Annotated in this window: 25 protein-coding genes and 1 tRNA gene; 12 read left to right on the top strand and 14 right to left on the bottom strand. The window is 62.1% G+C overall.

Features of this window, described 5'->3' with window-relative positions; translation table 11 throughout:
* Positions 1–20: 20 nt before the first annotated feature.
* The 3 genes from ACFRFQ_RS18030 to ACFRFQ_RS18020 are packed head-to-tail and all read left to right on the top strand — an operon-like array spanning position 21 to position 2,129.
* Positions 21–707 carry an HAD-IA family hydrolase gene (locus ACFRFQ_RS18030; protein WP_378660292.1) on the top strand — a complete coding sequence of 229 codons (687 nt, stop codon included), beginning with the start codon at positions 21–23 and terminating at the stop codon, positions 705–707.
* The gene (locus ACFRFQ_RS18025) at positions 694–1,173 is read left to right on the top strand and encodes a low molecular weight protein-tyrosine-phosphatase (protein WP_378660290.1); all 480 of its coding nucleotides are present in this window, start codon (positions 694–696) and stop codon (positions 1,171–1,173) included. Before ACFRFQ_RS18030 ends, ACFRFQ_RS18025 begins: the two co-directional genes overlap by 14 nt.
* A 50-nt stretch (positions 1,174–1,223) precedes the next feature.
* Entirely contained in the window at positions 1,224–2,129 is a 906-nt protein-coding gene (locus tag ACFRFQ_RS18020) for an SURF1 family protein (RefSeq protein WP_378660288.1), read from the top strand.
* Here the strand turns inward: ACFRFQ_RS18020 and ACFRFQ_RS18015 are convergent.
* Positions 2,070–3,074: a cobalamin biosynthesis protein gene (locus ACFRFQ_RS18015; protein ID WP_378660285.1), complete on the bottom strand. Its 1,005-nt coding sequence runs from the start codon at positions 3,072–3,074 to the stop codon at positions 2,070–2,072. The two genes, ACFRFQ_RS18020 and ACFRFQ_RS18015, sit on opposite strands and share 60 nt — an antisense overlap.
* Before the next feature lie 34 nt (positions 3,075–3,108).
* Complete coding sequence (locus ACFRFQ_RS18010; protein ID WP_378660282.1) at positions 3,109–4,164, bottom strand: type III polyketide synthase; 1,056 nt, start codon at positions 4,162–4,164, stop codon at positions 3,109–3,111.
* A gap of 152 nt (positions 4,165–4,316) precedes the next feature.
* On the opposite strand from ACFRFQ_RS18010, the gene ACFRFQ_RS18005 reads away from it, so the two are divergent.
* Positions 4,317–5,630, top strand: a complete 1,314-nt coding sequence (locus tag ACFRFQ_RS18005; RefSeq protein ID WP_378660279.1) for a glycosyltransferase — start codon at positions 4,317–4,319, stop codon at positions 5,628–5,630.
* 11 nt (positions 5,631–5,641) lie between these two features.
* Positions 5,642–6,319 (top strand): YceI family protein, encoded by a 678-nt coding sequence (locus tag ACFRFQ_RS18000; RefSeq protein WP_378660276.1) that lies wholly within the window; start codon positions 5,642–5,644, stop codon positions 6,317–6,319.
* Here ACFRFQ_RS18000 and ACFRFQ_RS17995 read toward each other — a convergent pair.
* A complete protein-coding gene (locus tag ACFRFQ_RS17995; protein ID WP_378660274.1) occupies positions 6,292–7,854 on the bottom strand; it encodes a bifunctional 3-(3-hydroxy-phenyl)propionate/3-hydroxycinnamic acid hydroxylase in 1,563 nt (520 codons plus the stop codon). The two genes, ACFRFQ_RS18000 and ACFRFQ_RS17995, sit on opposite strands and share 28 nt — an antisense overlap.
* A gap of 112 nt (positions 7,855–7,966) precedes the next feature.
* Between ACFRFQ_RS17995 and ACFRFQ_RS17990 the strand changes: the two genes are divergently transcribed.
* A complete protein-coding gene (locus ACFRFQ_RS17990; protein WP_378660271.1) occupies positions 7,967–8,548 on the top strand; it encodes a hypothetical protein in 582 nt (193 codons plus the stop codon).
* Between the two features lie 82 nt (positions 8,549–8,630).
* Here ACFRFQ_RS17990 and ACFRFQ_RS17985 read toward each other — a convergent pair whose 3' ends face one another.
* The 6 genes from ACFRFQ_RS17985 to ACFRFQ_RS17960 form a co-directional block, all read right to left on the bottom strand.
* A complete protein-coding gene (locus ACFRFQ_RS17985; protein WP_378660268.1) occupies positions 8,631–9,110 on the bottom strand; it encodes a hypothetical protein in 480 nt (159 codons plus the stop codon).
* Between the two features lie 125 nt (positions 9,111–9,235).
* A complete protein-coding gene (locus tag ACFRFQ_RS17980) occupies positions 9,236–9,490 on the bottom strand; it encodes a hypothetical protein (RefSeq protein ID WP_378660266.1) in 255 nt (84 codons plus the stop codon).
* 73 nt (positions 9,491–9,563) lie between these two features.
* A tRNA-Val gene (locus ACFRFQ_RS17975) sits at positions 9,564–9,635 on the bottom strand.
* Between the two features lie 32 nt (positions 9,636–9,667).
* On the bottom strand, positions 9,668–10,132 hold the full coding sequence (locus ACFRFQ_RS17970) for a peroxiredoxin (protein WP_138872947.1): 465 nt from the start codon (positions 10,130–10,132) through the stop codon (positions 9,668–9,670).
* Between the two features lie 105 nt (positions 10,133–10,237).
* On the bottom strand, positions 10,238–10,663 hold the full coding sequence (locus ACFRFQ_RS17965; protein WP_033233108.1) for a DUF3052 domain-containing protein: 426 nt from the start codon (positions 10,661–10,663) through the stop codon (positions 10,238–10,240).
* Positions 10,664–10,840: 177 nt separating this feature from the next.
* Positions 10,841–11,410, bottom strand: a complete 570-nt coding sequence (locus ACFRFQ_RS17960) for a hypothetical protein (RefSeq protein ID WP_378660262.1) — start codon at positions 11,408–11,410, stop codon at positions 10,841–10,843.
* A gap of 232 nt (positions 11,411–11,642) precedes the next feature.
* Between ACFRFQ_RS17960 and aceE the strand changes: the two genes are divergently transcribed.
* The 6 genes from aceE (at position 11,643) to ACFRFQ_RS17930 (ending at position 20,103) form a co-directional block, all read left to right on the top strand.
* Positions 11,643–14,483 (top strand): pyruvate dehydrogenase (acetyl-transferring), homodimeric type, encoded by a 2,841-nt coding sequence (gene aceE, locus ACFRFQ_RS17955; RefSeq protein ID WP_378660259.1) that lies wholly within the window; start codon positions 11,643–11,645, stop codon positions 14,481–14,483.
* Between the two features lie 81 nt (positions 14,484–14,564).
* Positions 14,565–15,893, top strand: coding sequence for a CdaR family transcriptional regulator (locus ACFRFQ_RS17950; RefSeq protein WP_138872944.1), 1,329 nt, complete (start codon positions 14,565–14,567; stop codon positions 15,891–15,893).
* Positions 15,894–16,035: 142 nt separating this feature from the next.
* Positions 16,036–16,944 carry an ACP S-malonyltransferase gene (locus ACFRFQ_RS17945; RefSeq protein WP_378660255.1) on the top strand — a complete coding sequence of 303 codons (909 nt, stop codon included), beginning with the start codon at positions 16,036–16,038 and terminating at the stop codon, positions 16,942–16,944.
* A gap of 83 nt (positions 16,945–17,027) precedes the next feature.
* Complete coding sequence (acpM, locus tag ACFRFQ_RS17940) at positions 17,028–17,303, top strand: meromycolate extension acyl carrier protein AcpM (RefSeq protein ID WP_033233096.1); 276 nt, start codon at positions 17,028–17,030, stop codon at positions 17,301–17,303.
* A gap of 7 nt (positions 17,304–17,310) precedes the next feature.
* Positions 17,311–18,561 (top strand): KasA/KasB family beta-ketoacyl-ACP synthase, encoded by a 1,251-nt coding sequence (locus ACFRFQ_RS17935; protein ID WP_378660252.1) that lies wholly within the window; start codon positions 17,311–17,313, stop codon positions 18,559–18,561.
* A 108-nt stretch (positions 18,562–18,669) separates the two neighbouring features.
* Complete coding sequence (locus ACFRFQ_RS17930) at positions 18,670–20,103, top strand: acyl-CoA carboxylase subunit beta (RefSeq protein WP_378660249.1); 1,434 nt, start codon at positions 18,670–18,672, stop codon at positions 20,101–20,103.
* Positions 20,104–20,173: 70 nt separating this feature from the next.
* Here ACFRFQ_RS17930 and ACFRFQ_RS17925 read toward each other — a convergent pair whose 3' ends face one another.
* The 5 genes from ACFRFQ_RS17925 to ACFRFQ_RS17905 form a co-directional block, all read right to left on the bottom strand.
* Complete coding sequence (locus tag ACFRFQ_RS17925) at positions 20,174–20,680, bottom strand: DUF3145 domain-containing protein (protein WP_378660247.1); 507 nt, start codon at positions 20,678–20,680, stop codon at positions 20,174–20,176.
* A gap of 123 nt (positions 20,681–20,803) precedes the next feature.
* Entirely contained in the window at positions 20,804–21,631 is an 828-nt protein-coding gene (locus ACFRFQ_RS17920; protein WP_378660243.1) for a serine hydrolase domain-containing protein, read from the bottom strand.
* A 36-nt stretch (positions 21,632–21,667) separates the two neighbouring features.
* Positions 21,668–22,795, bottom strand: coding sequence for an NDMA-dependent alcohol dehydrogenase (locus tag ACFRFQ_RS17915; protein WP_378660241.1), 1,128 nt, complete (start codon positions 22,793–22,795; stop codon positions 21,668–21,670).
* Positions 22,796–22,970: 175 nt separating this feature from the next.
* Positions 22,971–23,882, bottom strand: coding sequence for a carbohydrate kinase (locus tag ACFRFQ_RS17910; RefSeq protein ID WP_378660239.1), 912 nt, complete (start codon positions 23,880–23,882; stop codon positions 22,971–22,973).
* A 90-nt stretch (positions 23,883–23,972) separates the two neighbouring features.
* Positions 23,973–25,067, bottom strand: a complete 1,095-nt coding sequence (locus tag ACFRFQ_RS17905; RefSeq protein ID WP_378660236.1) for an ABC transporter ATP-binding protein — start codon at positions 25,065–25,067, stop codon at positions 23,973–23,975.
* Positions 25,068–25,069: the final 2 nt, after the last annotated feature.

The raw sequence follows: 25,069 nt of genomic DNA, 5'->3' as shown, positions 1-25,069 counted from the left end.
GTGCGGGATAATGAGCTTCTGTGAGCTCACTTCCCCTCGATAGATTTCCCGTAGTCCTCTTCGACCTCGATGGAACCATCACCGATTCGGCCCCCGGAATTCATCGCGGGTTCCGTCATGCACTGGCTGCCGTCGGCCGGCCCGAACCCACTGAAGAGATGCTCGCCGCAGTCATCGGCCCGCCCATGATCGACACGTTTCGCTCGATGGACATGCCCGCCGACGAGGTCGACGCAGCGATCAGCGCGTACATCGAGCGCTACGACGCCGTCGGATGGAGTGAAAACTCGGTCTTCGACGGTATGGACGACGTACTGGCCCGGGCCAGCGCGCACGGCACCCGGTTGGCGGTCGCGACGTCGAAGTCGGAGCGGTTCGCGATCCGCATCCTCGAGCATTTCGGCCTCGCCCACTATTTCGAGTTCATCGGCGGCGCCAGCGACGACGGCTCCCGGCGGGCCAAGCCGGACGTCATTGCACATTCGTTGACCTCACTCGGACTGACTCCGGTGAGCGCAACCGACGGCGGCACCGCGGATGTGATCATGGTGGGCGATCGCGATCACGACATTCTGGGAGCAGCCAAGTTCGGGATCCCGGCGCTGTTCGTCGAATGGGGTTACGGTCACGCATCCGAAGCGGACGGCGCTCATCACTCGGTTGCGTCGACCAACGAACTGGGAGGACTACTCGATGGCCGACACTGACTCGTCAGCGCTGCACGTGACGTTTGTCTGCACCGGCAACATCTGCCGGTCTCCGATGGCGGAGAAGATCCTGCTCGGCCATCTGCAACGCGAAGGTCTCGGCGACCAGGTTCGGGTGACCAGCGCCGGCATCGACGGCTGGCACAGCGGCGAGGAAGCCGACTCACGCACCAACAAGATTCTCGTCGCGGCGAACTATCCGACCGGCCACAGCGCGGCTCAGGTCAACGACGACCATCTGTCGGCAGACCTCGTTGTCGCCCTCGACACCGGCCACGATCGTGAGCTCGCTCACCTCGGCGTTCCGACCGAGCGTCGTCGGCTGCTGCGTTCTTTCGACCCCGACGCAGACGGGGATTCCGTACCGGACCCTTACTACGGTGACTTCTCCGGATTCGAACTGGTCCAGGATCAGATCGAAGCGGCAATTCCGGACATCCTGGTCTGGATCCGCGAACGGCTGTAGGACGCGGAGCTGAATTCACTCAGTTCGGAAGAACGGATACCGTAGTAGTCGTGCGGAGACTCAGATTCTTGTTGCGGCCCGGTTGGTTGGTATTGGCAGCTGTGGTCGGCGTCTTCGCCTACATGTGCTTCACCGTGCTGGCGCCATGGCAGCTCGGAAAGAACACGTCCACCGAGTACCGCAACGATCTGATCTCCAACTCCATCAACGCCGAGACAGTGCCCATCGGCAACGTCATCGCCGACGGCACCATCGCGCCGGCCGACGAGTGGCGAAACATCACGGCCGCCGGATCTTATGTGCCGAATGCCGACATCCTTGTCCGCCTTCAGTCCGTCGAGGGTGCACCGGCCTACGAGGTCTTGACTCCGTTCGCCCTCGACGACGGTCGAACCATTCTCGTCAATCGCGGCTACGTTCGCCCGATCACGGGCGCCGAGGCACCCCCGATTGCCGCACCGCCCACCGATCCCGTCACCTTGAACGGCCGGGTTCGCTTGTCGGAAGGCACAGCCCCCGGCCGCGTTCCGATGTTCGAAGACGGCGCGACGCAGGTCTACTCCATCGACGCCGGTCCCATCGGCGATTTCATCGGTACCGATCTTGTCAACGCCTACATCCAGCTCGAGCCCGACCAGCCCGGCGGACTCGGCACCATTCCGCTCCCCCAGCTCGACGCCGGCCCGTATCTTTCCTACGGCTTCCAATGGCTCGCGTTCGGCATCATGGCGCCGCTCGGACTGGCGTACTTCATCCGCGCGGAATGGCGGGAACGACGCAAGGAGAAGGAAGAGTCCGACGACGTGCACGATGACGAACCGGGCGATGACACAACTCCAGCGCCGGCTCCGACCCCGGCCCGCACCATGGGGCGTCGCAAAAAGCCCGAGCCCGAATCAGTCCCGCGGACGGCGAAGGAAGTCAAACTTGCCGACCGCTACGGCAATTCCCGCTGAGGTCACCGCCGCTCCGATCTGAACTACCGAGGACAGCCTCGACGCCCGACGCAAATCCGTCGGCGTCGGGGCTGGCCCGTTTCCGAGCACCGGACGCATTTCGACGCCGTGCGCGTACTGCGTGCGTCCACCAAGCGAGATACCCAAGGCTCCCGCAGCGGTGGCCTCGGCCACGCCCGCATTCGGACTGGGATGCGCCGACGCGTCGCGTCGCCAGGCCGCGAGCGACTCGCGCGGCGAACCGCCGACCAGCGGTGCCGATGCGGCCGTGATGACGCCCGTCAATCGGGCCGGCGCAAGATTGACCAGATCGTCGAACTTGGCTGCGGCCCATCCGAAGTTCCGGTACTTCTCGGAGCGGTAGCCGATCATCGCGTCCAATGTGTTCGCGGCGCGGTAGACGAACAGGCCGGGGATACCGAGCACGGCGCCCCACAGCAGTGCCCCGACTGTGGCGTCTGACGTGTTCTCGGCCACCGATTCGAGGGCCGCTCGGGTGAGACCTTCCTCGTCCAGAACCGATGGATCGCGTCCACACAGTGACGGGAGAAGGTCGCGCGCAGCGGTGAGGTCCCCACTTCGTCTGGACCCCTCGAGGCGCACCGCCATGTCGTTCCCAGTCCGCGCGAGCGATGTCCCACCGAGCACTGCCCATGTCGCTGCAGCCATGACGCTCGTGTGTACGAGCCACCCGCCGCGGCGAGCAACGCTCTCGGAGACCAGTCCGAGTACCCCCACGCCGGTGAGCAACACCGTCACGTGCCCAGTGCCGGCAGCCTTGCTGTCGGAATAGGAAACCCGCTGCAGAGCAATCGCACTCGTACCGAAACCGGCGACGGGATGAAATCTGGCCGGGTCGGCAAAGTACCGATCAGCGGCAAAGCCGAGCAGCAGACCCGCGGCGCGAGCAGTGGCAGGAGAACAGTTCTTGGACGCGTTGAACACAGAACAGTTCTACCCGCGCCCGCTACCGTCAGGTTCAGACGGCCTGGAAACGCATGGTTTCCGCAGTGAGGCCCGGACCGAACGCCATCGCACAACCGGCCTTCCCGCTGTGCTCACCGTTCTTGTTCTGTTCCATCATCTCGGCGAGAACGAAGAGCACGGTGGCCGAGGACATGTTTCCGTAGTCGTTGAGGATCTTTCGTGATGCGGCCAAATCAGTCGGAGCCAACTCCAGCGACATTTCGACGGCGTCGAGAACGGACCGACCGCCGGGATGCACTGCCCACAGGCCGATGTCACTCTTGTCAGCACCGGCAAGAATCAGCTTCATGCTTTCGTCGTCCAAAGCACGCGAGAGAGTTCCGGGCACCTTGCCGGACAACACCATGTCGAAGCCGAGCTCACCGATTCGCCACGTGATCAGCTCTGCCGAATCGGGAACCATCACTGCCTGGAACGAGTTCATCGCCAGCCCTTCGGACTCCGCGGAGATCAGGACGGCGGCACAGCCGTCACCGAACACGAGGAACGAGAGCATCGTCTCGAGATCCTCGGACTTCTGAAGATGCAGCGAGCAGAGTTCGGTGCTGACGACCAGAACCCGCGCCTTCGGCTCCGAACGAACGATGTGATGTGCCAGCTTGAGTCCGTTGATACCCGCGAAGCAGCCCATGAAGCCGATCTGAGTTCGCTCGACGGACGGGCTGATACCGCACTGTTTGATGATTTCGAAGTCGATTCCAGGAGAATAGAATCCAGTACAGGTGATGACGATCAAGTGGGTGATCTCGGAGGCGCGGTCACCGAGATTCAGACCGTTCACGGCGCGCACGGCCAGCGCCGGTGCGGTGCGTTCGAACTCGATCATGCGGGTTTCGGTGTTGATTCCGTTGGGATCACCGCTGTAAAAGGCGTCAACAGAACTGATCCCGGAATATCGGTGCGAGATCTGCGCTCGATCGGCCATCCGACGGAACAGCAACTGCTTCCGCCGAAGTGTGAAGGAATTATCTGCGAACTCCACGAAGGCGTCGTGTATGTCATGCTCTGGCACGACCGTCGAGATCTTGTTGATGTAGGCGGTAGTCATGTCGAGCCTCCGAGGCACTTGGTTGAAGCTTCTACAGTGTGCAGAAGTCAGATGAAATCACATCCGAGAACATAATGGGGACCTACGTCAGTTGGCGGACTGTCCAGTCTCACAATGGATCCGACCCCCGGCGTGAAGAAAAAAGGAGACCGATGAGTTCGATACTGCTCTGCAGTGCACCCCTGACCGGCCACGTGGCGCCGATGCTCGCAGTCGGGAAATCACTGGTCGAGACGGGCCACACCGTATCGATACTGACCGGCCGGAAGTTCGCGCAGCGCGCCGGCGCACTGGGCGTCACACACATCCCCCTTCCTGCCGAATGTGATTACGACGAGCACAACATGGACGCCGCATTCCCGGGACGCTCACGGTGGCCCGGCCCACTCCGCGCCCGCTTCGATCTCGACAAGATGTTTGTCGCAGCCATGTCCACGCAGTTCAGGGCAGTTCAACGCATCATCGAATCCACATCAGTCGATGCTGTCGTCGGCGAGAATTTGTTCATGGGCCTGATCCCGCTCCTGAGCGAATCACCCACTGCCCGGCCACGCGTATTCGCAGTCTGCACATCGCCACTCATGTGCACCAGCGTCGACACCGCACCCTTCGGGCCAGGGTTTGCGCCATCCTCGACCCGCGCGGGACGCATCCGGAACCAAGCGCTCAACAAGATTTTCGAGCACGGCATTCTGCGCACCGCACAATCGTCCGCCAACCGTGTGCACCAACAACTGACCGGCGCTCCGATCCCGGATTTTGTTCTGAACTGGCCGCTACTCGCCGACAAAACCTTCGTGCTGACCACCGAAGCGTTCGAGTATTCGCGCAGCGATCGTGACCACCGATTGACGTTCAGCGGCCCGATCCAGTCGACATCGAGCAGCGATTTCACGCCGCCCACCTGGTGGGACGACCTCGACGGCGACCGCCCGGTAGTGCTGGTCACCCAGGGAACCCTCGACAACGACGACCTGAATCGATTGATGGAACCCACAATTCGAGGCCTTGCCACTCAGGACGTACTCGTGGTAGCCACAACGGGTGGCCGCCCGATCTCCGACGTATCCACCAGCGCCGACAATCTCCGCGTCGCAGAGTTCCTCCCCTACGATCAACTTCTTCCCAAGGTCGACGTCATGGTCACTAACGGAGGCTGGGGCGGCGTTCACTACGCCCTCGCACACGGTGTCCCCTTGGTGGTTGCCGGAACCACCGAGGACAAAGCCGAAATCTGCCGCCGGGTGGAAATCTCCGGAACCGGCATCAACCTGCGACGCGGCACCCCGCGTTCACAATCCATCACCAAGGCCGTTCGCCGTGTCCTGGGCGACAACTCATTCCGCACGCGCGCGCAGCAATTGCAACGAGACCTCTCCGAGCTGTCAGCCGGCACGAGCATTGCGGCGACCATTGCGGAGGCGTCCGAAAACGTAACTCCCCCATCTGGTTCACAATTGCACTAATCTTCGCCCTCATGAACAAACGATGGTGGTGGGTGATCGGCTCCGCAGTGGCCGTAGTGGTGGCAGTCGTACTCGCCGGACCCTGGGTGTACGCAAATTTCATCCACGGCGATCAGCCGGACGCGCTCGGACTCAGCGACAACGCTGCTCCCGCTGACCCGGCGGCAGAGATCGACGGCACGTGGACTGTCGGCCCCGGATCGAAAGCCGGCTACGAAGTCTGGGAAACACTCCAGGGCCAACGGGTCTTCGTCCGCGGACAGACCGAGAAACTCAGCGGCAGCGCGACCGTCGAATCCGAGAAGCTGACTGAGGGAACCGTCGAGGTCGCCGTTGCCACTATCGCCACCGACGACGGCCGACGCGACTTGCAGTTCAGCAACGCCGTGATGAACGCCAGCAAGTTCCCCAAGGCGACGTTCACGATCACCGAACCCGTTGATTTGAGCACCGTCCCCGCCGACGGCACCATCACCACCATCCCGATCACCGGCGAGCTCACACTCAAGGGCGAAACCCGGCCGGTGACAACCGATTTCGAAATTCGCAGGTCAGCAGCAGGAATCGAAGCTGCCGGCGCCATCGATGTCACGTGGACCGATTACAAGATCGACAAGCCCACCATGTTCGCCAACATCATCGTCGAGGATGCCGGGCAGATTCAGTTCTCGATCATCCTGTCCAAGTAGTTCGCCGCGGCTCGGGAACCGACCAGCGCACGCGCCCACGTGGATTCGCGTGTGGGTCCGTCCCCGAGCCCGACGTAGTCTGCCACCACCCTGTCCGGACGCACGAGAACCGCCCGTGCTCGGTGCCGATCCATCCACGACGACACCGCGCGCCCGGACCCATCGCTACCGACACGCACTTCCGTCGCTCCGAGCGTCGACGCGAGAGTCCGCAGCCGAGAGTCCATCTCGTCGCGGTACACCAGTGCATAACCCGCGCCCAATCGATCGTCGTCGCCGGGTTGTGGTTGCGGAAACATCAATCCGACAGGGTTTCTCGCCAGCACTCGATGCCGGGCCAGCAGTCCGGCCCGCAACCTCGGAGAAATCGACTTCATTGCCGGGCCGCTGAACCCCGGCAGTCTGCACACCGCTGTCAGGATTGTCTGACGCGCCTGCGAGATGAATCCCTTTCCGCCTGCCATCACCCAGCCGATTGCCACAGCCGCTCGGATGATCTGCGTCACATGCGGTTTCCGCTCCTCCTGATAGCTGTCGAGTATCGACCGCTCAGCAGTTCCGTCGACCACCGCTGCCAGCTTCCACGCAAGATTGGCCGCGTCACGCAAACCTGCGCCCATGCCCTGCCCGATGAAGGGCGGCGTCAAATGCGCGGCATCACCGAGCAGGAAGACGCCGTCGCGCCCCCATACGTCCGCTACAGCGGCCCGAAACGTGTATCCGGTATGACGCAGCACTTCCGCTGCCTCCCAGGGAACGTCACGGAACCACGGCGCCAGCAATGCGCGCAGTGAATCTTCCGACGCGAGGTCGTCGACGTTCTCGCCGGGATTGATCCGGAACTCCCACCGGTAGCGGTCGGGGCCGATCTGCATGAACGTCGACGGTCGCGCCGGGTCACACACTTGGTAGACGCCGTCCCACACGTCGAGAGAGGTGTCGCATCGCACATCGACGACCAACCAGGGTTCTTCGAAATGGAGATCACGCATCTTCGTGCCGATGAACTCGCGGGTCCGGCTGTTCGCGCCGTCGCACCCGAGCACGAAGTCGGCAGTGACGATGCGCTGATCCCCGGAATCCTGTTCCACGAGTTCAACTTCGACGACGGACCCCACGGACCGCGTGATAGTCGCCTCCACCCCGGTGATCACAGTGGCCGCGGAAAAGCCTGCAAGATTGCGCCTGAGCAGGTTTTCGAGGTCAGGCTGATCGAACATATTCGCCTGGGGCCAGCCGTGTTCTCCGACGCCTTCACGGCGCAACTCCAGCAGTGTTTCCAAATCACCGTCCACCAACCGCATCCCTCTGGCGGTCTTGCTTATCGCAGCGAATTCGTCAGCGACACCGATCTTTTGGAGTATCCGATGGACCTCGTCGTCGAGGTGCACCGCACGAGGTAGCGGGTAGATGCCGCGGTGGCGTTCCACGACGACGGTCTCGACACCACGTTGGGCGAGCAACGTCGCGGCGGCAATGCCAGTCGGCCCGGCTCCGATGATCAGTACAGCTACATGTTGGGCGTGCGTTGGCACCGATGCTCCAGAGTTCGACGTGCAAGAGTTCGATCATCTGTGGGCGGGCCCGCTACGTCAAGGGGTTCGATCTCGAGGAGTTCGATGCGTCGTAGTGTGTTTAGCTGGCAATATGACCTTCTCCGCTGTTGACGTCGATCACCACCAGTTCTTTCTCTGCGCTTCGGGCGCTGACCCTTCTGCGGTTTCGAGTCGAGGCGATGTCTTCGATTCCGGGCCCAATCTTGTTGTCGTCCATACCGGAATAGCCTCGGGACGGGCACGGGTTGCCCTGTCGATTCTGAAGGAACCGTCTGTCGGTAAGTCGGACAGCTGGGACAATGTAAACCAGGCAACCTTGGCCGTAACGCAACCTCTGGTCATCTTGACGACATTGGGCGATGTCACAGTGGATCTTGGCGCAGTCGATCCGCCTGGCACGGGATACCTGACTGTCCGAGTGTCGGTGCGAGGGCGGGCCGAGAATTGGGACTTGGATGTCGAGGATTCAAGCGAGGAATACTTGATCGAGACTTGGCCCGGACGGGGTCCGGCGGTGCATGAGATCGTGAAGAGCACAGACTCGACGTGGGCTGATCACATCGACAAATCACCTTCACCAAAGGTTGATGCGTCAGACAGACGTATTTCCGACGCAACGGTGCGGCTACGAGGTCCAGTGCGCTGGGATCCAGAAATGATGTCCAACAAATAGTCGTGATGTCTTATCGGAATCCCTGTGACAGTTGAGGAGACCGTCACAGTGAAGCCACGTCCTGGAAATCCTCTCGCGCGCCTCAGGCGACCTGGGCGATGATGTCCGACGACGCTTGCAGCGGGATATGTCCGTCGATGAGGACACGCTGACACCCGTCGATTTCGATGAGCACCGGAATTGTCCCTGCCCCCGCTAGCGACAGCGACGTGCCGGCGGTGACGCTCGCGACCGCCGCGCATTCATCTGCAGACGGGAGATCGGTGAACAGCTGATCAAGGCTTTCCTCGAGTAATTCAGCTCCAGCGAACGCGGTGTTTCCGTCCGGCCCGGTGATGTACCGGCACACTGCATCTCTAACCCAATACTGGTTGGCAATCAACGTTTCACGGCCGATTTCGGGCACTACCCGAATCATGGTGCATCCCATCCACTCCGGGACCGCGTCCGGCGTGAGCTGAACTACGTGTTCGATCCGACTGACCTCGTCGAGTTTCTCGATTTCGGCGATACCGCCAACCTTGGGGGAACCGCACTCGTCGAGTGGGTAGGACGCCCGCATGCTTCGCCCCTGTGCATCGACCAGCCACACGTCCGGAAGTGGCGCTGTGCTCCCATAGTCACCACACCCGCTCTGAAAGTTGCGCTGCCATCGTGAGGGTGCATTGAGCTTGTCGATCACTGAGGTCAGATCGCCCTCCCAGCGACGCTCGAAGCTGAGACCGGCTCGAAGTCCGTCGGAATAGCTCCTGCACGCACCTCACGCATCAATTCACCGGGCGCGAGGACGCCGCTCGATTCGCCTCCTCGAGGGATCCGGCAGAGCACTGCGTCCACGACCTCAGCCGGCTCACGAGGGGGTGCCGGTTTCCGGACAAGACTGCATCCCGTCGCGAGCACCGTCAGCGCCAGTATTGCTACAAGTCCGCGGCGAGTGTTCATGCCGCAGAACACTACTGCGAGAAGAAAAAACCCCGATCGCGCTGAAGCGCAGATCAGGGTTTTTGTTATTCGGTGGGCGCGGAGGGTTTCGAACCCCCGACCGCTGGTGTGTAAAACCAGAGCTCTACCACTGAGCTACACGCCCGAACTCCCGGCGAGAACCTCACCGGGAGTGCTCTAAGACTCTAGCGCGGCAATCGCATTTGCCCAAAGCGCGTGGTCACGGGCCTCTCCGGGACCATTCATCTCGGCGAAACGAATGATTCCGTCCTTGTCGATGACAAAGGTTCCACGGTTTGCGAAGCCCAGCTTGTCGTTGAAGACGCCGTACTTCTGGGCAACCTCACCGTGCGGCCAGAAATCGGCCAGCAACGGGAAGGTGTAACCCTGCTCAGCGGACCAGATCTTGTGCGTCGGGGAAGCGCCGACGGAAATGGCGAGGATTGCCGTGTCGTCATTTTCGAACGTCGGAAGCTCGTCGCGGACCTTGCAGAGTTCGCCCTGGCAGGTTCCGGTGAAAGCCAACGGGTAGAAGACAAGCAGAACGTTCTTCTTACCGCGGAAGTCTGCGAGCGAGACTTCCTGGTTGTTCTGATCCTTCAGCGTGAATTCCGGTGCCTGAGCACCAACTTCGAGTGGCATGGATTTCATCCTTCACTGACGATAGGAAAAGGGTCGGAAAATACGACAGTGCATCGGACGTCGCGATTGCGTCATCCGATGCACTGTTGCTTATTGCTGGCTTGATCAGCGCTTGCCGGCCGGGCGAGCCTTCGGCTGAACGAGTCGGCTTGCCGACCAGTCACCGAGGTTCGCAGCAGACGTCTGAGTGAGTCCTGCTGTAGGGGCAGATTCAGCGATCTCGCTGGGCTCGACGTGTCCGTCTCGCCCTGTCTTAGGTGTGAGAACCCAGACAAAACCTTCGTCTGCGAGAGGACCGATGGCATCCATCAGAGCGTCGACAAGGTCTCCGTCTTCGTCGCGCCACCACAGCAGCACGACGTCAATGACTTCGTCCGAATCCTCGTCGAGCATTTCCCCGCCGATGGTTTCCTCAACCGCGGCACGAATGCCGTCGTCGGTATCCTCATCCCAGCCCAGTTCCTGCACCACCATATCGGCAGTAATCCCGAGTTTCTGAGCGTAGTTCTGGGCATCCGCCGCGGCGACCACGGTGGGGTCCTCCTTTTGTTGATGGCGCACGGAGTCCCCGTGCACCGACCGTTTAACGTTCGATTAGGGAAAGCGAACATGGTCGAAGGCGTTAGCGCAAGCCGACCACGCCGAAAACTTTTCCAGATTTGTGTCCGCAGACACGCCCGGAACCTTACGCCTCCGAAAATCCGCAGGTCACAGGGCTCCGCATTCGGTCCGGATCGAATCTCGAATTGAGTTGGTCGTATCGGTGATCGAATTGATTTCGTCGGCCGAATGATCGCGTTCGACGACGCGGGCAATCAACCGCAGGTTGTCGGCCAGGTCGGCGAACAGTCCGGACAGCGAGGCGGGGACGTCGGAGGTCGCGGTGTCGAGCCACCCGGCGAATTCGTCTGCCGAGGACGCAGCTGCCTGCGCTTTGCTCATCACGTCGGATGCGTCGTTGTTGTTGGCGTCGATATAGGCGTTGAAAACGGTCACGTCGTCCTTCGATCGGAGCAGTAGCTGTTCGCAAGCCTGGAATGCAATTTCGGCCGCGTCGGCCGCAGCTTTCGACGACGACGCCGCAACGGAAGCCGTCACCTCGGCCTGATAGGCGGCAACCTGCAACCTGTTCGAAGTCGGCGACCCCTCGACGGCACCCGAACACCCCGCGATTACCACCGACCCCACCGTCAACGCACCGATCGCAATAACGAGTCCCCGACGTCGATACCGGTCCGCGCTCTTTTCCGATCCCCTGACCGGCTTCCCCTTCAACACCGACAAATCCCCCTCACATCGCGTTGCCACCGGCAACTATTTGCAGCCTGCAGCCGAACTCGAGAACGCTACCCGACGGTAACCGGGGCCACAGTGTGCCAGGCCGACCGGGATGGTGAAAGATGAGGTACGCGCCATATTCGTCATGGAAGTGGATCGGGCCTAACAAGGTCCCGATCACCTACGTAAGGACGCCCAACCACGCGTCCCAAACCCCTCTGAGGAGCACACGTTGTCTGACCTGATCCAGGGTCCTTCGTCCGAGCCGAACGCCGAGTCAGGCGGCACGGGAGTGCCAGGTTCACCCCCTGGAGCGGACGGCCGTGTCCGCGTCATTCGAGAAGGCGTCGCGTCGTACCTACCGGACATCGACCCGGACGAGACCACCGAATGGCTCGAATCGTTCGACGGGCTTCTTGATCGATCAGGCCCGACCCGCGCCCGCTACCTGATGCTGCGCATGCTCGAACGCGCCGGCGAGAAGCACGTCGCACTGCCCGCTCTGACGTCCACCGATTACGTCAACACGATCCCGACCGAGAACGAGCCGTGGTTCCCGGGTGACGAAGAGGTCGAGCGTCGCTACCGCGCCTGGATCCGCTGGAACGCGGCCATCATGGTGCATCGCGCGCAGCGCCCCGGTGTCGGAGTCGGTGGCCACATCTCCACGTACGCGTCCTCCGCTGCCTTGTACGAAGTGGGCTTCAACCACTTCTTCCGCGGCAAGGATCACCCGGGCGGCGGCGACCACATCTTCATCCAGGGCCACGCCTCCCCCGGCATCTACGCGCGAGCATTCCTCGAAGGCCGCATCCCGGCCGAACAGATGGACGGCTTCCGCCAGGAGCAGAGCCACGCCGACAAGGGCGGCGGACTCCCGTCGTACCCGCACCCCCGCCTGCTCCCCGACTTCTGGGAATTTCCGACGGTATCCATGGGCCTCGGCCCGATGAATGCCATCTACCAGGCACGTTACAACCACTACCTCAATGATCGCGGTATCAAGGACACCACCGATCAGCATGTGTGGGCGTTCCTCGGCGACGGCGAGATGGACGAGCCGGAGTCGCGCGGTCTCGCGCACGTGGCTGCGACCGAAGGCCTCGACAATCTGACGTTTGTCGTCAACTGCAACCTGCAGCGCCTCGACGGCCCGGTTCGCGGTAACGGCAAGATCATCCAGGAACTGGAGTCGTTCTTCCGCGGCGCCGGCTGGAATGTCATCAAGGTCGTGTGGGGCCGCGAGTGGGATTCACTGCTGCACGCCGACAAGGACGGCGCGCTCGTCAACCTGATGAACGTGACCCCGGACGGCGACTACCAGACGTACAAGGCCAACGACGGCGCGTTCGTACGCGATCACTTCTTCGGTCGCGACCCGCGCACCAAGGAACTGGTCAAGGATCTCACCGATCAGGAAATCTGGAACCTCAAGCGTGGTGGCCACGACTACCGCAAGGTTCACGCTGCCTACGCCGCGGCAATGGCTCACAAGGGCCAGCCGACGGTCATCCTCGCGCACACCATCAAGGGCTACACGCTCGGCAAGCACTTCGAGGGCCGCAACGCGACGCACCAGATGAAGAAGCTGACGCTGGACGACCTGAAGGCCTTCCGCGACATGCAGCACATCCCGATCTCGGATGCCGAGCTCGAGAAGGATCCGTACCTGCCTCCGTACTACCACCCCGGCAACGATGCTCCCGAGATCCAGTACATGCTCGATCGTCGTAAGGCACTCGGTGGTTTCCTGCCGTCCCGCAACACGGACGTTGCACCGCTGAAGCTTCCCGAGGACAAGACGTACGACGTCATCCGCAAGGGTTCGGGCAAGCAGGAAGTGGCCACGACCATGGCCATCGTCCGCATCCTCAAGGAACTTCTGCGCGACAAGGAGATCGGCAAGCGCATCGTGCCGATCATCCCGGACGAGGCTCGTACCTTCGGTATGGACTCGTGGTTCCCGTCGCTGAAGATCTACAACCGCAACGGACAGCTCTACACGTCCGTCGACGCCGAACTCATGCTCGCCTACAAGGAGAGCCCGGTCGGCCAGATTCTGCACGAGGGCATCAACGAAGCCGGTTCGACGGCGTCGTTCACCGCGGTCGGCACGTCGTACGCGACGCACGGCGAACCGATGATTCCGCTGTACATCTTCTACTCGATGTTCGGTTTCCAGCGCACCGGCGACGGCCTGTGGGCAGCAGCCGACCAGATGGCCCGCGGATTCGTTCTCGGCGCAACGGCCGGTCGCACGACGCTGACCGGTGAGGGCTTGCAGCACGCCGACGGACATTCACTGCTCCTGGCGTCCACCAACCCGGCCGCGGTCACCTACGACGCGGCGTTCTCGTACGAGTTGGCGCACATCGTCAAGGACGGCCTGCGTCGTATGTACGGCGGTACCGAGGGTGTGGCCGGCTTCGGCGGCGAGAACATCTTCTACTACCTCACCATCTACAACGAGCCGTACGTGCAGCCGGCGGAGCCTGCTGATCTCGATGTCGAGGGACTGCTCAAGGGCATCTACCTCTACAAGGCGTCCGCCGTGCAGGGTCCGAAGGCTCAGATCCTCGTTTCCGGTGTTGCCATGCCGGAAGGCTTGCGGGCTCAGCAGATGCTCGCGGACGACTGGGGCGTCTCGGCTGACATCTGGTCCGTCACGTCGTGGGGCGAACTGCGCCGCGAGGGTGTCGAGTGCGAGCGCCAGGCTCTGCTCAACCCGGCTGCGGATGCTCCGGTTCCCTTCGTCACCAACGCTTTGGCGTCGGCGCAGGGTCCCGTTGTTGCGGCTTCGGACTGGATGCGCGCTGTCCCGGATCAGATCCGCCAGTGGGTTCCGGGTGACTACATCACGTTGGGCACCGACGGTTTCGGATTCTCCGATACCCGAACGGCCGCTCGTCGTTACTTCAACGTCGATGCCGAGTCGATCACCGTCGCCGTGCTCAACGGTCTGGCCAAGGAAGGCTCGATCGACCGCAGCAAGGCCGTCGAGGCAGCCACTCGGTACCGCATCGACGATGTGAACGCTGCTCCCGAGCAGACCGGGGACACCGGTAGCGCATAAGTATTGCCGCTTCACCGCTCCTTCCGCCCATTGCTGCGGGTGTCATCACGACATCCGCAGCGATGGGCGTAGGTTTTTGTCATGCCTGATCCTGATTCTGACGTACCTGCAGCCGGGGTACCTCCGGTAGGAGTACGACGCATCCGGTCGTCGACTTCCGGGTTGCAGGCGTCGCTGTCGCGGCGGCGTCAGGTTCGTGATCCACTCCCCGAGGCTTTGCTGCGTCGGGTAAAACAGTTCTCCGGGCGGCTGGCAACCGAAGCCGTGACGGTCATGGAGGAACAGCTCCCCTTCTTCGACAGTCTCGACGCGTCTCACCGCGCCGACGTTCAACTGCTGGTGCAGACGTCAGTGGTGAACTTCCTCGAATGGCTCCGGCAGTTGGATTCCGAGATCAGCTTCGGATATGAGTCGTTTCCGGTCATTCCCCAGGAGTTGGCGCGGCGGTTGACCCTGCGGCAGACGGTCGACATGGTTCGCGTTGCCATGGAGTTCTTCGAGAAGTGGCTGCCGGCGTTGGCCCGCAACGATCAACAGCTCATTGCGTTGACCGAGGCCGTTCTCCGGTACGGACGTGAACTCGGATTTGCGGCCGCATCTGTGTACGCCAGTGCCGCCGAATCCCGTGGCGCCTTGGACAGCCGACTCGAAGCGCTGGTGGTCGACGCCGTGGTGCGCGGCGACACCGGCTCCGACATGCTCTCTCGCGCAGCCACATTGAATTGGGATGCAACGGCGCCGGCAACTGTCATCGTCGGATCACCGCCGCCGGATGAACGCGTCTCGGTCGCAGGAACCGTCCATGCCACGGCTGCGGCTCACGGCCGACCGGTACTGGCAGTCGTTCAGGGCAGCCGCCTGGTGATGGTTGTCAGCGGCGACGTGACCAGCAAGTCCGCGGAGAGCGAGTTCATGCAGGATCTGCTGCGGAGCTTCGCAGGTGGCCCGGTGGTGATCGGCCCGACCACCCCGAGCCTGAGCGCCGCACATTTCAGTGCGTCTGAGGCTTTTGCCGGCATCAAGGCGGTCGCGGGGTGGCGGGGAGCTCCGCGTCCGGTGTTTGCAACGGAACTCCTGCCGGAGCGCGCACTACTCGGCGATCAGGCTGCCGTCGACGCTCTCCAGGATCATCTCGTCACTCCGTTGGCCGAAAGCGGCTCGGTTTTGACCGACACTTTGGACACATATCTCGACTGTGGAGGTGCGGTTGAGACTTGTGCACGCCAGCTGTTTGTTCATCCAAATACCGTGCGGTACCGCTTGAAGCGAATTACCGAAGTGACCGGTCGGGATCCAACCAATCCGCGCGACGCCTACGTGTTGCGTATAGCCGCTACGGTGGGCCGATTAAGCGAAATCGATAACAAATCGGACACAACGTTCACTCCAGTCACACCGTTCACAGTGTGACAAATTGCCTTGTAACCCTTTCGCGTCCAATTCCGATGAGGAAACCCGACGTGGGAATTTGTGGGAAACCTACAAAACACACGACCAGAGTTCATGGTCACCGACATCTCGAACTACACCGCTGCCAGTGTTCTCTTAATAAGTGATTTCCTTGCTTGCCCCCGGACAGGGCTCTCAGACACCCGGCATGCTCAGCCCCTGGCTGGCATTGCCCGGAGCGCAAGACCGCCTGGAAATGTGGTCGAAAGCCGCAGGTCTCGACCTCGTCCGCCTCGGAACCACCGCGACCGCGGAAGAAATCACGGACACCTCCGTGACGCAACCCCTGGTCGTCGCATCAGCACTGCTTGCCTACGAGGAAATCGAATCACAGGGCCTCCTCGGAGCTGACGTCATTGCCGCCGGTCACTCGGTCGGTGAACTCGCTGCCGCGGCTATCGCCGGCGTCATCACTGCTGACGAGGCTGTCGCGCTCGCTGCACTGCGCGGCGCGGAGATGGCTAAGGCCTGCGCGCTCGAGCCCACCGGAATGTCCGCGGTACTCGGCGGCAACGAGGCTGAGGTACTGGCTCGCATCGAGGAACTCGGCCTAGAAGCCGCTAACCGAAATGCCGCTGGTCAAATTGTTGCAGCTGGTTTACTCAGCGCCCTCGAAGAGCTTGCCGCCACTGCACCCGAGAAGGCTCGCGTGCGAGCACTGCCCGTCGCCGGCGCCTTCCACACCCGATTCATGGCTCCGGCTCAGGATGCCGTTGCTGCTGCTGCTGCCAAGATCACCCCGAATGATCCCACGCGCACGCTGCTGTCCAATTCAGACGGCGCGCCGGTCACCTCCGGTGCCGACGCCCTCACCAAACTTGCCGCGCAGGTAACTCGTCCCGTCCGCTGGGACCTCTGCTCCGCGTCGTTGCGGTCCGCAGAAGTCACGGCGATCGTGGAACTCCCGCCGGCCGGAACCCTCGTCGGTATTGCCAAGCGCGAAATGCGTGGCACGCCGACGGTGGCCCTCAAGAACCCGGAGGACATCTCCGCTCTGTCCGGACTGACTTAGCTCGGACGCTTCACCCCGAATTCAGCTGCCCAGAAGCTGGACTTGGTTTACCACCTCAATCGATTAAGAAGGGAGCCACAACAGTGGCCCACACTCAGGAAGAAATCATCGCGGAACTCGGCCAGATCGTCGAGGAGGTCACCGGAATCGAGCCTTCCGAGGTCACCGCTGACAAGTCGTTCGTCGACGACCTCGACATCGACTCCCTGTCCATGGTCGAGATCGCAGTTCAGACGGAAGACAAGTACGGCGTGAAGGTTCCGGACGAGGATCTTGCCGGCCTGCGCACCGTCGGCGACATCGTCGCGTACATCCAGAAGCTCGAAGCCGAAGGCGCCGAAGCCAAGAACGCAGAGTGAGCCGACCGTGACTTCCGCTTCTACCCGCAGGGGGAAATTTCCCGACATCGTTGTCACGAGCCTCGCGACGACGACGTCGGTGGCTGGTGATGTGGATGGCACGTGGAAGGCTTTGCTCGCCGGCGAAAGCGGCATCGGAGTCCTCGACGACCCGTTTATCGACGAATTCGACCTTCCGATTCGCATCGGCGGGCACCTCAAAGTTTCACCGGACGAGGGTCTGTCGCGAGTGGAAATCCGACGGATGAGTTGGGTCGAGAGACTCGCGCTGACCCTCGGCCGGACTGTGTGGAGCAATGCCGGCAGTCCCGAGGTCGATCAGGACCGCCTCGCGGTTGTCATCGGCACCGGACTGGGCGGCGGCGACACCCTGATCGACGCAGTCGACAAGCTTCGCGGGGGTGGATACCGCAAGGTGTCCCCATTCTCGGTGCAGATGGTCATGCCGAACGGGCCGGCGGCAACAGTGGGACTCGAGCTCGGCGCCCGCGGTGGCGTCATTACTCCCGTCTCCGCGTGTTCGTCCGGTTCCGAAGCCATTGCTCACGCGCACCGCATGCTTGTCATGGGTGACGTGGACATGGTGGTGGCCGGCGGTGTCGAGAGCTTCATCGACGCCGTTCCCATCGCAAGTTTTGCCATGATGCGTGCGATGAGCACCAATAACGACAATCCGACTGCGGCTTCGCGTCCGTTCGACAAGGACCGCGACGGATTTGTGTTCGGTGAAGCCGGCGCGCTGATGATCCTCGAAACCGAGGAGCATGCAAAGGCACGTGGCGCGACGATCCACGCACGTTTGTTGGGTGCGGGAATCACGTCCGACGGTTACCACATCGTGGCGCCGCATCCCGAGGGTCTGGGCGCGGCGCGAGCCATGACGCGGGCAATCGAGATGGCCGGTCTGTCGAAGGCCGACATCAAGCACATCAATGCTCACGCCACCGCGACGCCGATCGGCGACATCGCGGAGGCAACGGCAATCAACGCCGCCGTGGGCAACCACGCGGCGGTGTACGGACCGAAATCCGCACTGGGACACTCGATCGGCGCTGTCGGCGCCCTCGAGTCGGTTCTCACGGTTCTGGCTGTTCGCGACGGAATCATTCCGCCGACGCTCAATGTCGACAACCAGGATCCAGAAATCGATCTCGACGTCGTCAAGGGCGAAGCCCGAACCGGCAGTTTCGATTTCGCACTGAACAACTCGTTCGGTTTCGGTGGGCACAATGTTGCGCTCGCTTTCGGCCGGGCATAGCCAGTCGTTGACCTTGTCCGCGGGTGATGTTGAAACGCACACGACAACACCACCCGCGGGCACACCGATCGGCATTTCTGCCGAAGGCACGTATTGAAGGAGGACGCGATGACCATCCTGGCCCCCGTGACAAAGTCCGAATCGTCGACAGATCCGCGTGATCCCCTTGCGCGCCTGGAGAATCTGTTCGATCCGGGAACCACGGTTCCGCTCCACCCGCGCGACAAGTCAGGTGTGCTCGCCGCATCCGGAAAGATCGACGGTGTCCGCACCATCGCCTACTGTTCCGATGCCACCGTCATGGGCGGCGCCATGGGCCTCGACGGGTGCAAGCATCTTGTCGACGCCATCAACACCGCCATCGACGAGCAGACCCCCATCGTGGGACTCTGGCATTCCGGTGGTGCCCGCCTCGCTGAGGGCGTCGAAGCACTGCACGCTGTCGGACTTGTCTTCGAGGCAATGGTCCGCGCATCAGGCCTTATCCCACAGATTTCCGTTGTCCTCGGATTTGCCGCCGGCGGCGCAGCGTACGGGCCGGCCTTGACCGACGTCGTCATCATGGCGCCCGAAGGTCGAGTGTTCGTCACCGGACCAGACGTCGTACGCAGTGTGACCGGCGAGCAGGTCGACATGGTCTCACTCGGCGGCCCGGACACCCACAGCAAGAAGTCAGGCGTCGCCCATATTGCCGCGCACGACGAGTCCGACGCCCTGCATCGGGCACGCCGACTCGTCTCCATGCTCTGCGACCAGGGCACGTTCGATCAGCGCGCCGCCGAACTCGGTGATTCCGATCTGCGGGCAATGATGCCGGCGTCGGCGAAGCGCGCGTACGACGTGCGTCCGATCGTTCACGAACTGCTCGACAACGTCGAAGGCGAATCGAGTTTCGAAGAGCTGCAAGGTAACTACGCCCGCAGCATCGTCACAGGGTTCGGCCGGATGGCCGGCCGCACTGTCGGTGTCATTGCGAACAATCCACTGCGACTCGGTGGCTGCCTCAACTCCGAGAGCGCCGAGAAGGCCGCACGATTCGTTCGCCTGTGCAATGCCTTCGGCGTGCCGCTCGTTGTGGTCGTCGACGTCCCCGGATATCTCCCGGGTGTGTCGATGGAGTGGGAAGGCGTCGTCCGACGCGGGGCAAAGCTGTTGCATGCCTTTGCCGAAGCGAGTGTCCCCCGCGTCACCGTGGTCACCCGAAAGATCTACGGCGGCGCCTACATTGCCATGAATTCGCGGGCGCTCGGCGCCACGGCAGTGTTCGCGTGGCCGAATTCCGAGGTCGCCGTCATGGGTGCAAAGGCCGCGGTGGGCATCTTGCACAAGCGCGCGCTCGCCGCTGCACCCGACGACGAGCGTGAAGCGCTCCACGACCGTTTGGCTGCTGAGCACGAAGCCATCGCCGGTGGCGTTGACCGGGCCGTCGAGATGGGTGTGGTGGATCAGGAAATCGATCCGGCGAAGACTCGCAGTATCGTCACGGCCGCCCTCGCCGCCGCTCCGAATGTGCGTGGGCAGCACAAGAATATTCCGCTGTAAGAACTTGTCGAATGCAAGGTGAGCCCCGCCGACAACGGCGAGGCTCACCTTTTTCATTCATGTTTGTCGATCAGCTGACGCGGCGGTGCAACCACATCACTTCAGCGCCCTCGCCGGAGCATCGATACGGTTCCAACTCTTCGTCCCACGGGGCACCCATCGCCCGGTCGATTTCTCCGACGATGTCGCCGCCCGCGTCGATGATGGATCGCAGCCGCAGTTCGCCGACGACAACGTCCCCGTTGGCACTGGTGGAACCGCGCCACAGTCCGAGGCCCGGCACGTGGCTGTAGCGCTCACCGTCGACGCCGTCGCTGGGGTTCTCGGTGACCTCGAATCGCAGCTTCGGCCACGCACGTAGTGAATCCACCAGTCGGGCACCGGTTCCGACGGGCCCCGACCAATCCGTTGTTGCACGCAGCAGTCCATTGTCTGCCAACTGCGATGTCCACCGCAGTTTGGCAGGACAACCCAACGCGGCGGACAAAGCCCAATCCACGTGCGGGCACAGCGCTGCGGGTGACGAGTGGATGAAGACCACACCAGTCGTCAGTTCCGCGAGGTGATTCGGTTGCACTCGAGCCTCCTGCTTCGACGAGGGACGTCTTCCCCAACGACCTCTGTCGAATGTGTGGAGCAGGCTCGATTGAATAGTGTGCCTGTGTTACTCGTGTTGCGCCAGTGGAACAAGAGAAAATTGTTACCGAATGTCCGTTATTACGCGATCGGACAATTCAGTCCATAGCGGCTTTGCCCAATCACCGAAGGCTCGATCGGTCAGAACGACGCAGGCAGCGTCGATGCTGGGGTCCACCCAGAGGAAGGTTCCGGATTGACCGAAATGGCCGAACGTCGACGCAGAATTCTCGAGTCCGGTCCAATGCGGATTCTTTTGTCCACGTATCTCGAAGCCCAATCCCCAATCATTAGGGCGCTTGGAGCCGTATCCCGGCAATATGCCATTGAGCCCGGGGAATTGCACCGAGATCGCGGTTTTGTACGTCTGCCGCGAAATCAGAGTCGGGGCGAGTAGTTCAGCGGCGAACCGGGACAGGTCGGCTGCAGACGCCTGCGCTCCGTGGCCTGCGGGGCCGACCAGTGCCGCGGTCGTCATCTGCAATGGTTCGAACACCGCCTCGGCCAGATAGTCGGCAAAGGGAATCGAGGTTTCATGTTCGATCAAATCGGCGAGTACCTCGAACCCCGCACTCGAATAGATCCGCTTCGACGCGACGGGAGCTTGGACAACTCGCTCCCCGAAAGCCAGTCCCGACGCGTGAGCCAGCAGATGCCGCACCGTAGAACCTTCGGGGCCGGCTGGTTGATCGAGTTCGACGGCACCCTCTTCCGCCGCAACGAGAATTGCATAGGCGCACAGGAGTTTTGTCACCGACGCCAACGGAAATACTCGGCTCTGGTCTCCGTGCGACGCAGAAATGCGGCCGCCCCCGCCGGAAGATTCTCCCGTGAGGACGACCGCTGCCGCGTTGTCGACGGGCCACTGATCGATGACGTCAAGACTGTGCACTCGATCAGACTACTGGCCCGTGATTTCAGCTCTGGATCACCAGTCCGCTTCGGTGTAACGGATCACGCCGCGGATATTCTTGCCGTCCAGCATGTCCTGGTAGCCGTCGTTGACACCTTCGAGGGTGTACGTGCGAGTGACCATGTCGTCGAGGTTGAGCTTGCCCGCCTTGTACATCGCGAGCAGGTTCGGAACATCCTGACGGGCGTTGCCGCCGCCGAAGATGTTGCCCTGAAGATCCTTCTGCAGCATCGACATCAGGAACAGATTGAGCTTGACGTCCATGTCCGTCAGGTGGCCCATTGCGGTGACAACACAGCGTCCGGCCTTGGCGGTGAGGATCATCGCTTCTTCGACGTACTCGCCCTTCATCTCACCGACGGTGATGATGGTCTTCTGTGCCATGCGTCCGTGCGTCGCCTCGATGATGGGTTGAATTGCCGCAGCAGCACTCTCGAACGCATGGGTGGCACCGAACTTCAGGGCCTGCTCACGCTTCCACGGCACCGGATCGATGGCAAAGATGTACCGCGCACCGGATGCTACGGCACCCTGCAGCGCACTGATGCCGACGCCGCCGACGCCCATGATCACCACGTCTTCGCCCGGCTTGACGTCGGCGATGTGCGTCGCCGAACCCCAACCGGTAGGAACGCCGCAACCGACAAGCGCGGCCACCTCGAAGGGGATGTCCTTGTCGATCTTCACTACCGAGGACTGGTTCACCACCATGTACGGGGCAAACGTTCCAAGCAGGCACATCGGGATCACGTTCTCGCCGCGAGCCTGAATTCGGTACGTGCCGTCACTGATTGCCTGACCACTGAGTAGTCCCATGCCGAGATCGCAGAGATTCTGATGTCCGGCCGAACACGCCGGACAGGTTCCACAGGCCGGGATGAAGGACAGCACAACGTGGTCGCCGACCTCGAGACCGGAGACCTCGGGGCCGAGCTTGGTGATGACGCCCGAGCCTTCGTGTCCACCCATCACGGGGAACGACGGCATCGGCGTAGCGCCGGTGACGATGTGGTGATCGGAGTGGCACATTCCGGCCGCTTCCATGCGGATCTGGACTTCGCCGGCTACCGGATCGCCGATCTCGATCTCCTCGACGGACCATTTCTCGCCCAGGCCCCACAGGATTGCACCCTTGGTCTTCACGTCAGTTCACCCTTTCATTCGCACACCCGCATCTATCACTGTGACCATAGCCACAAATAGCCGAAATTGGAACGTGTTCTAACGAAAGTTTTCGTGCCGCAGGTCAGACGTCCAATTGAGCTGGGAAAACACGTGCCCGGCATTTCGGAAACGACCCGCTCAGTGGGACAAACTCTCAGTGGGACAACTCCGCCGACCACGGCGGGTCAGCACCTGGCCGTGACACCGTGACGGCCGCCGCCCGCGCCGCGAACTCCAGCGCCGCCTCCCATTGCGGTGCCGTAAAGCTGCGAACAGCGGCGGGATCGAGTGCGTCATGGCGCTCCAGATATGCCAACAGCGCACCGTGCACCGTGTCTCCCGCTCCGATGGTGTCTGCGACCCGAACCGTCGGCGCCGATACCGATACGTCGAATCCCGGTGTCAGCACTGTCAATCCATCGCCGCCGCGCGTCAACAAGATCGCCCCCACACCTTCGTCCAGCCACTCACGACCGTCGACCGAGCCCAGCCACAGCGCGTCGTCATCGCTCACTTTGAGAATGTCGACGGACGGCAACCACGTGCGGAAGCGTCGACGGTACGCGTCGGGGTCAGCGATGACGGCCGGGCGGATATTGGGGTCCACCATGGTGAGTCGTCCACGTGCGTGCGCCTCGATCAGCAGAGCTTCGTACGCCGACGCCCCGGGTTCCAGCACCAGCGAGAGGGTTCCGAAGGAAAATGCGCGGGCATCGGGAAGTTCCGGCGCACTGAAGAGTCGATCCGCCGTCCCCTCCAGATAGAAGCTGTACCGGGCGCTACCGTCGTCGGAAAGATTGACGACGGCAAGTGTGGTCGGCTCCGGTCCACGGTCGACTCCACTGGTGTCGACGCCGGACGCGGTCAGGGAGGCGATCATGCGATCACCGAACGCGTCGGCCGACAACCGGGAGACAAAACCCACAGCCGACCCGAGCCTGCCCAACGCGAGTGCGACGTTGAACGGTCCGCCGCCCAGCTTGGGTGAGAAATTCTCCCCCACCGGCACCAGATCGACCAGTCCCTCACCACACACCACGACGGATCGATTTCGGGTATCACTCATCGATAGACCTTAACTTTGAGGCGATCATGGCAATGCCCTGCTCGGCGCGATCGAGTTCGAGCGCCGAGCAGGGCACGATTTCGGATGGGCTCAGTTACCTACGCGCTCACCGGTCGTGGGGTCGAAGAGATGAACCGGTCCTTCTACCCGCTCGAATCCGAGCGTCTGGCCGTACTGCAGTTGTGATCGTCCACCCGTACGAGCGACGAGTGAAATGGGATCGGCATCCGTTCCCGGCACGTGCGCGTAGATGTACGACTCGTTGCCCAGTTCTTCGACCAGATCGATCTGAGCGGCGATACCGGTTCCCGCGGGAACCACCTGGAATTGTTCCGGCCGGATTCCGACGGTGACGGAGTCCAAGCCGGCGGCCGCAATTGCCGTCATCTGCTCGCGGTCGAGCGAAACGTCGACGGACCCGAACCGAACGCCACCTGAAGTGACCGGGGCCGTCACCAGATTCATGCCCGGCGAACCGATGAAGCCGGCGACAAACGCGTTTGCGGGACGATCGTAGAGTTCGGTCGGTGACGCAAACTGTTGCAACTTGCCACCTTTGAGCACTGCGACGCGATCGCCCATCGTCATCGCTTCCACCTGATCGTGGGTGACGTACACGGTGGTGGTTCCGAGCCGACGCTGCAGCGCCGCGATTTGCGTACGCGTCTGGACCCGCAGTTTTGCGTCGAGGTTGGACAGCGGTTCGTCCATGCAGAACACCTGAGGTTCACGAACGATAGCGCGTCCCATGGCAACTCGCTGACGCTGGCCACCGGACAGTTTGGCGGGTTTGCGGTCCAGGTACTCGGTCAGGTCGAGGAGCTTTGCCGCTTCGGCAACCTTCTTCTTTCGTTCCTCCAGGGGAACCCCACGCATCTTCAGCGCAAAGCCCATGTTCTCGCCGACGGTCTTGTTGGGGTACAGCGCGTAGTTCTGGAAGACCATCGCGATGTCGCGATCCTTCGACGGGACATCGGTCATGTCCTTGCCGTTGATGGTGATTGCACCCGAGTCGATGTCCTCGAGCCCAGCCAACATGCGTAGCGCAGTGGACTTTCCCGATCCTGACGGTCCGACGAGGACGATGAACTCGCCGTCCTTGATATCGAGATCGAGCGAATCGACAGCGAGGGTCCCGGCACCTTCGTAGATGCAAGACGCTTTCTGGTACGAGATTTCAGCCATGA

Source organism: Rhodococcus sp. NPDC056743, assembly GCF_042790355.1.
Lineage (GTDB): Bacteria > Actinomycetota > Actinomycetes > Mycobacteriales > Mycobacteriaceae > Rhodococcus_F.
Note: the sequence above shows the minus strand (reverse complement) of the source record. Positions and strands in the feature narration are given on the sequence as shown.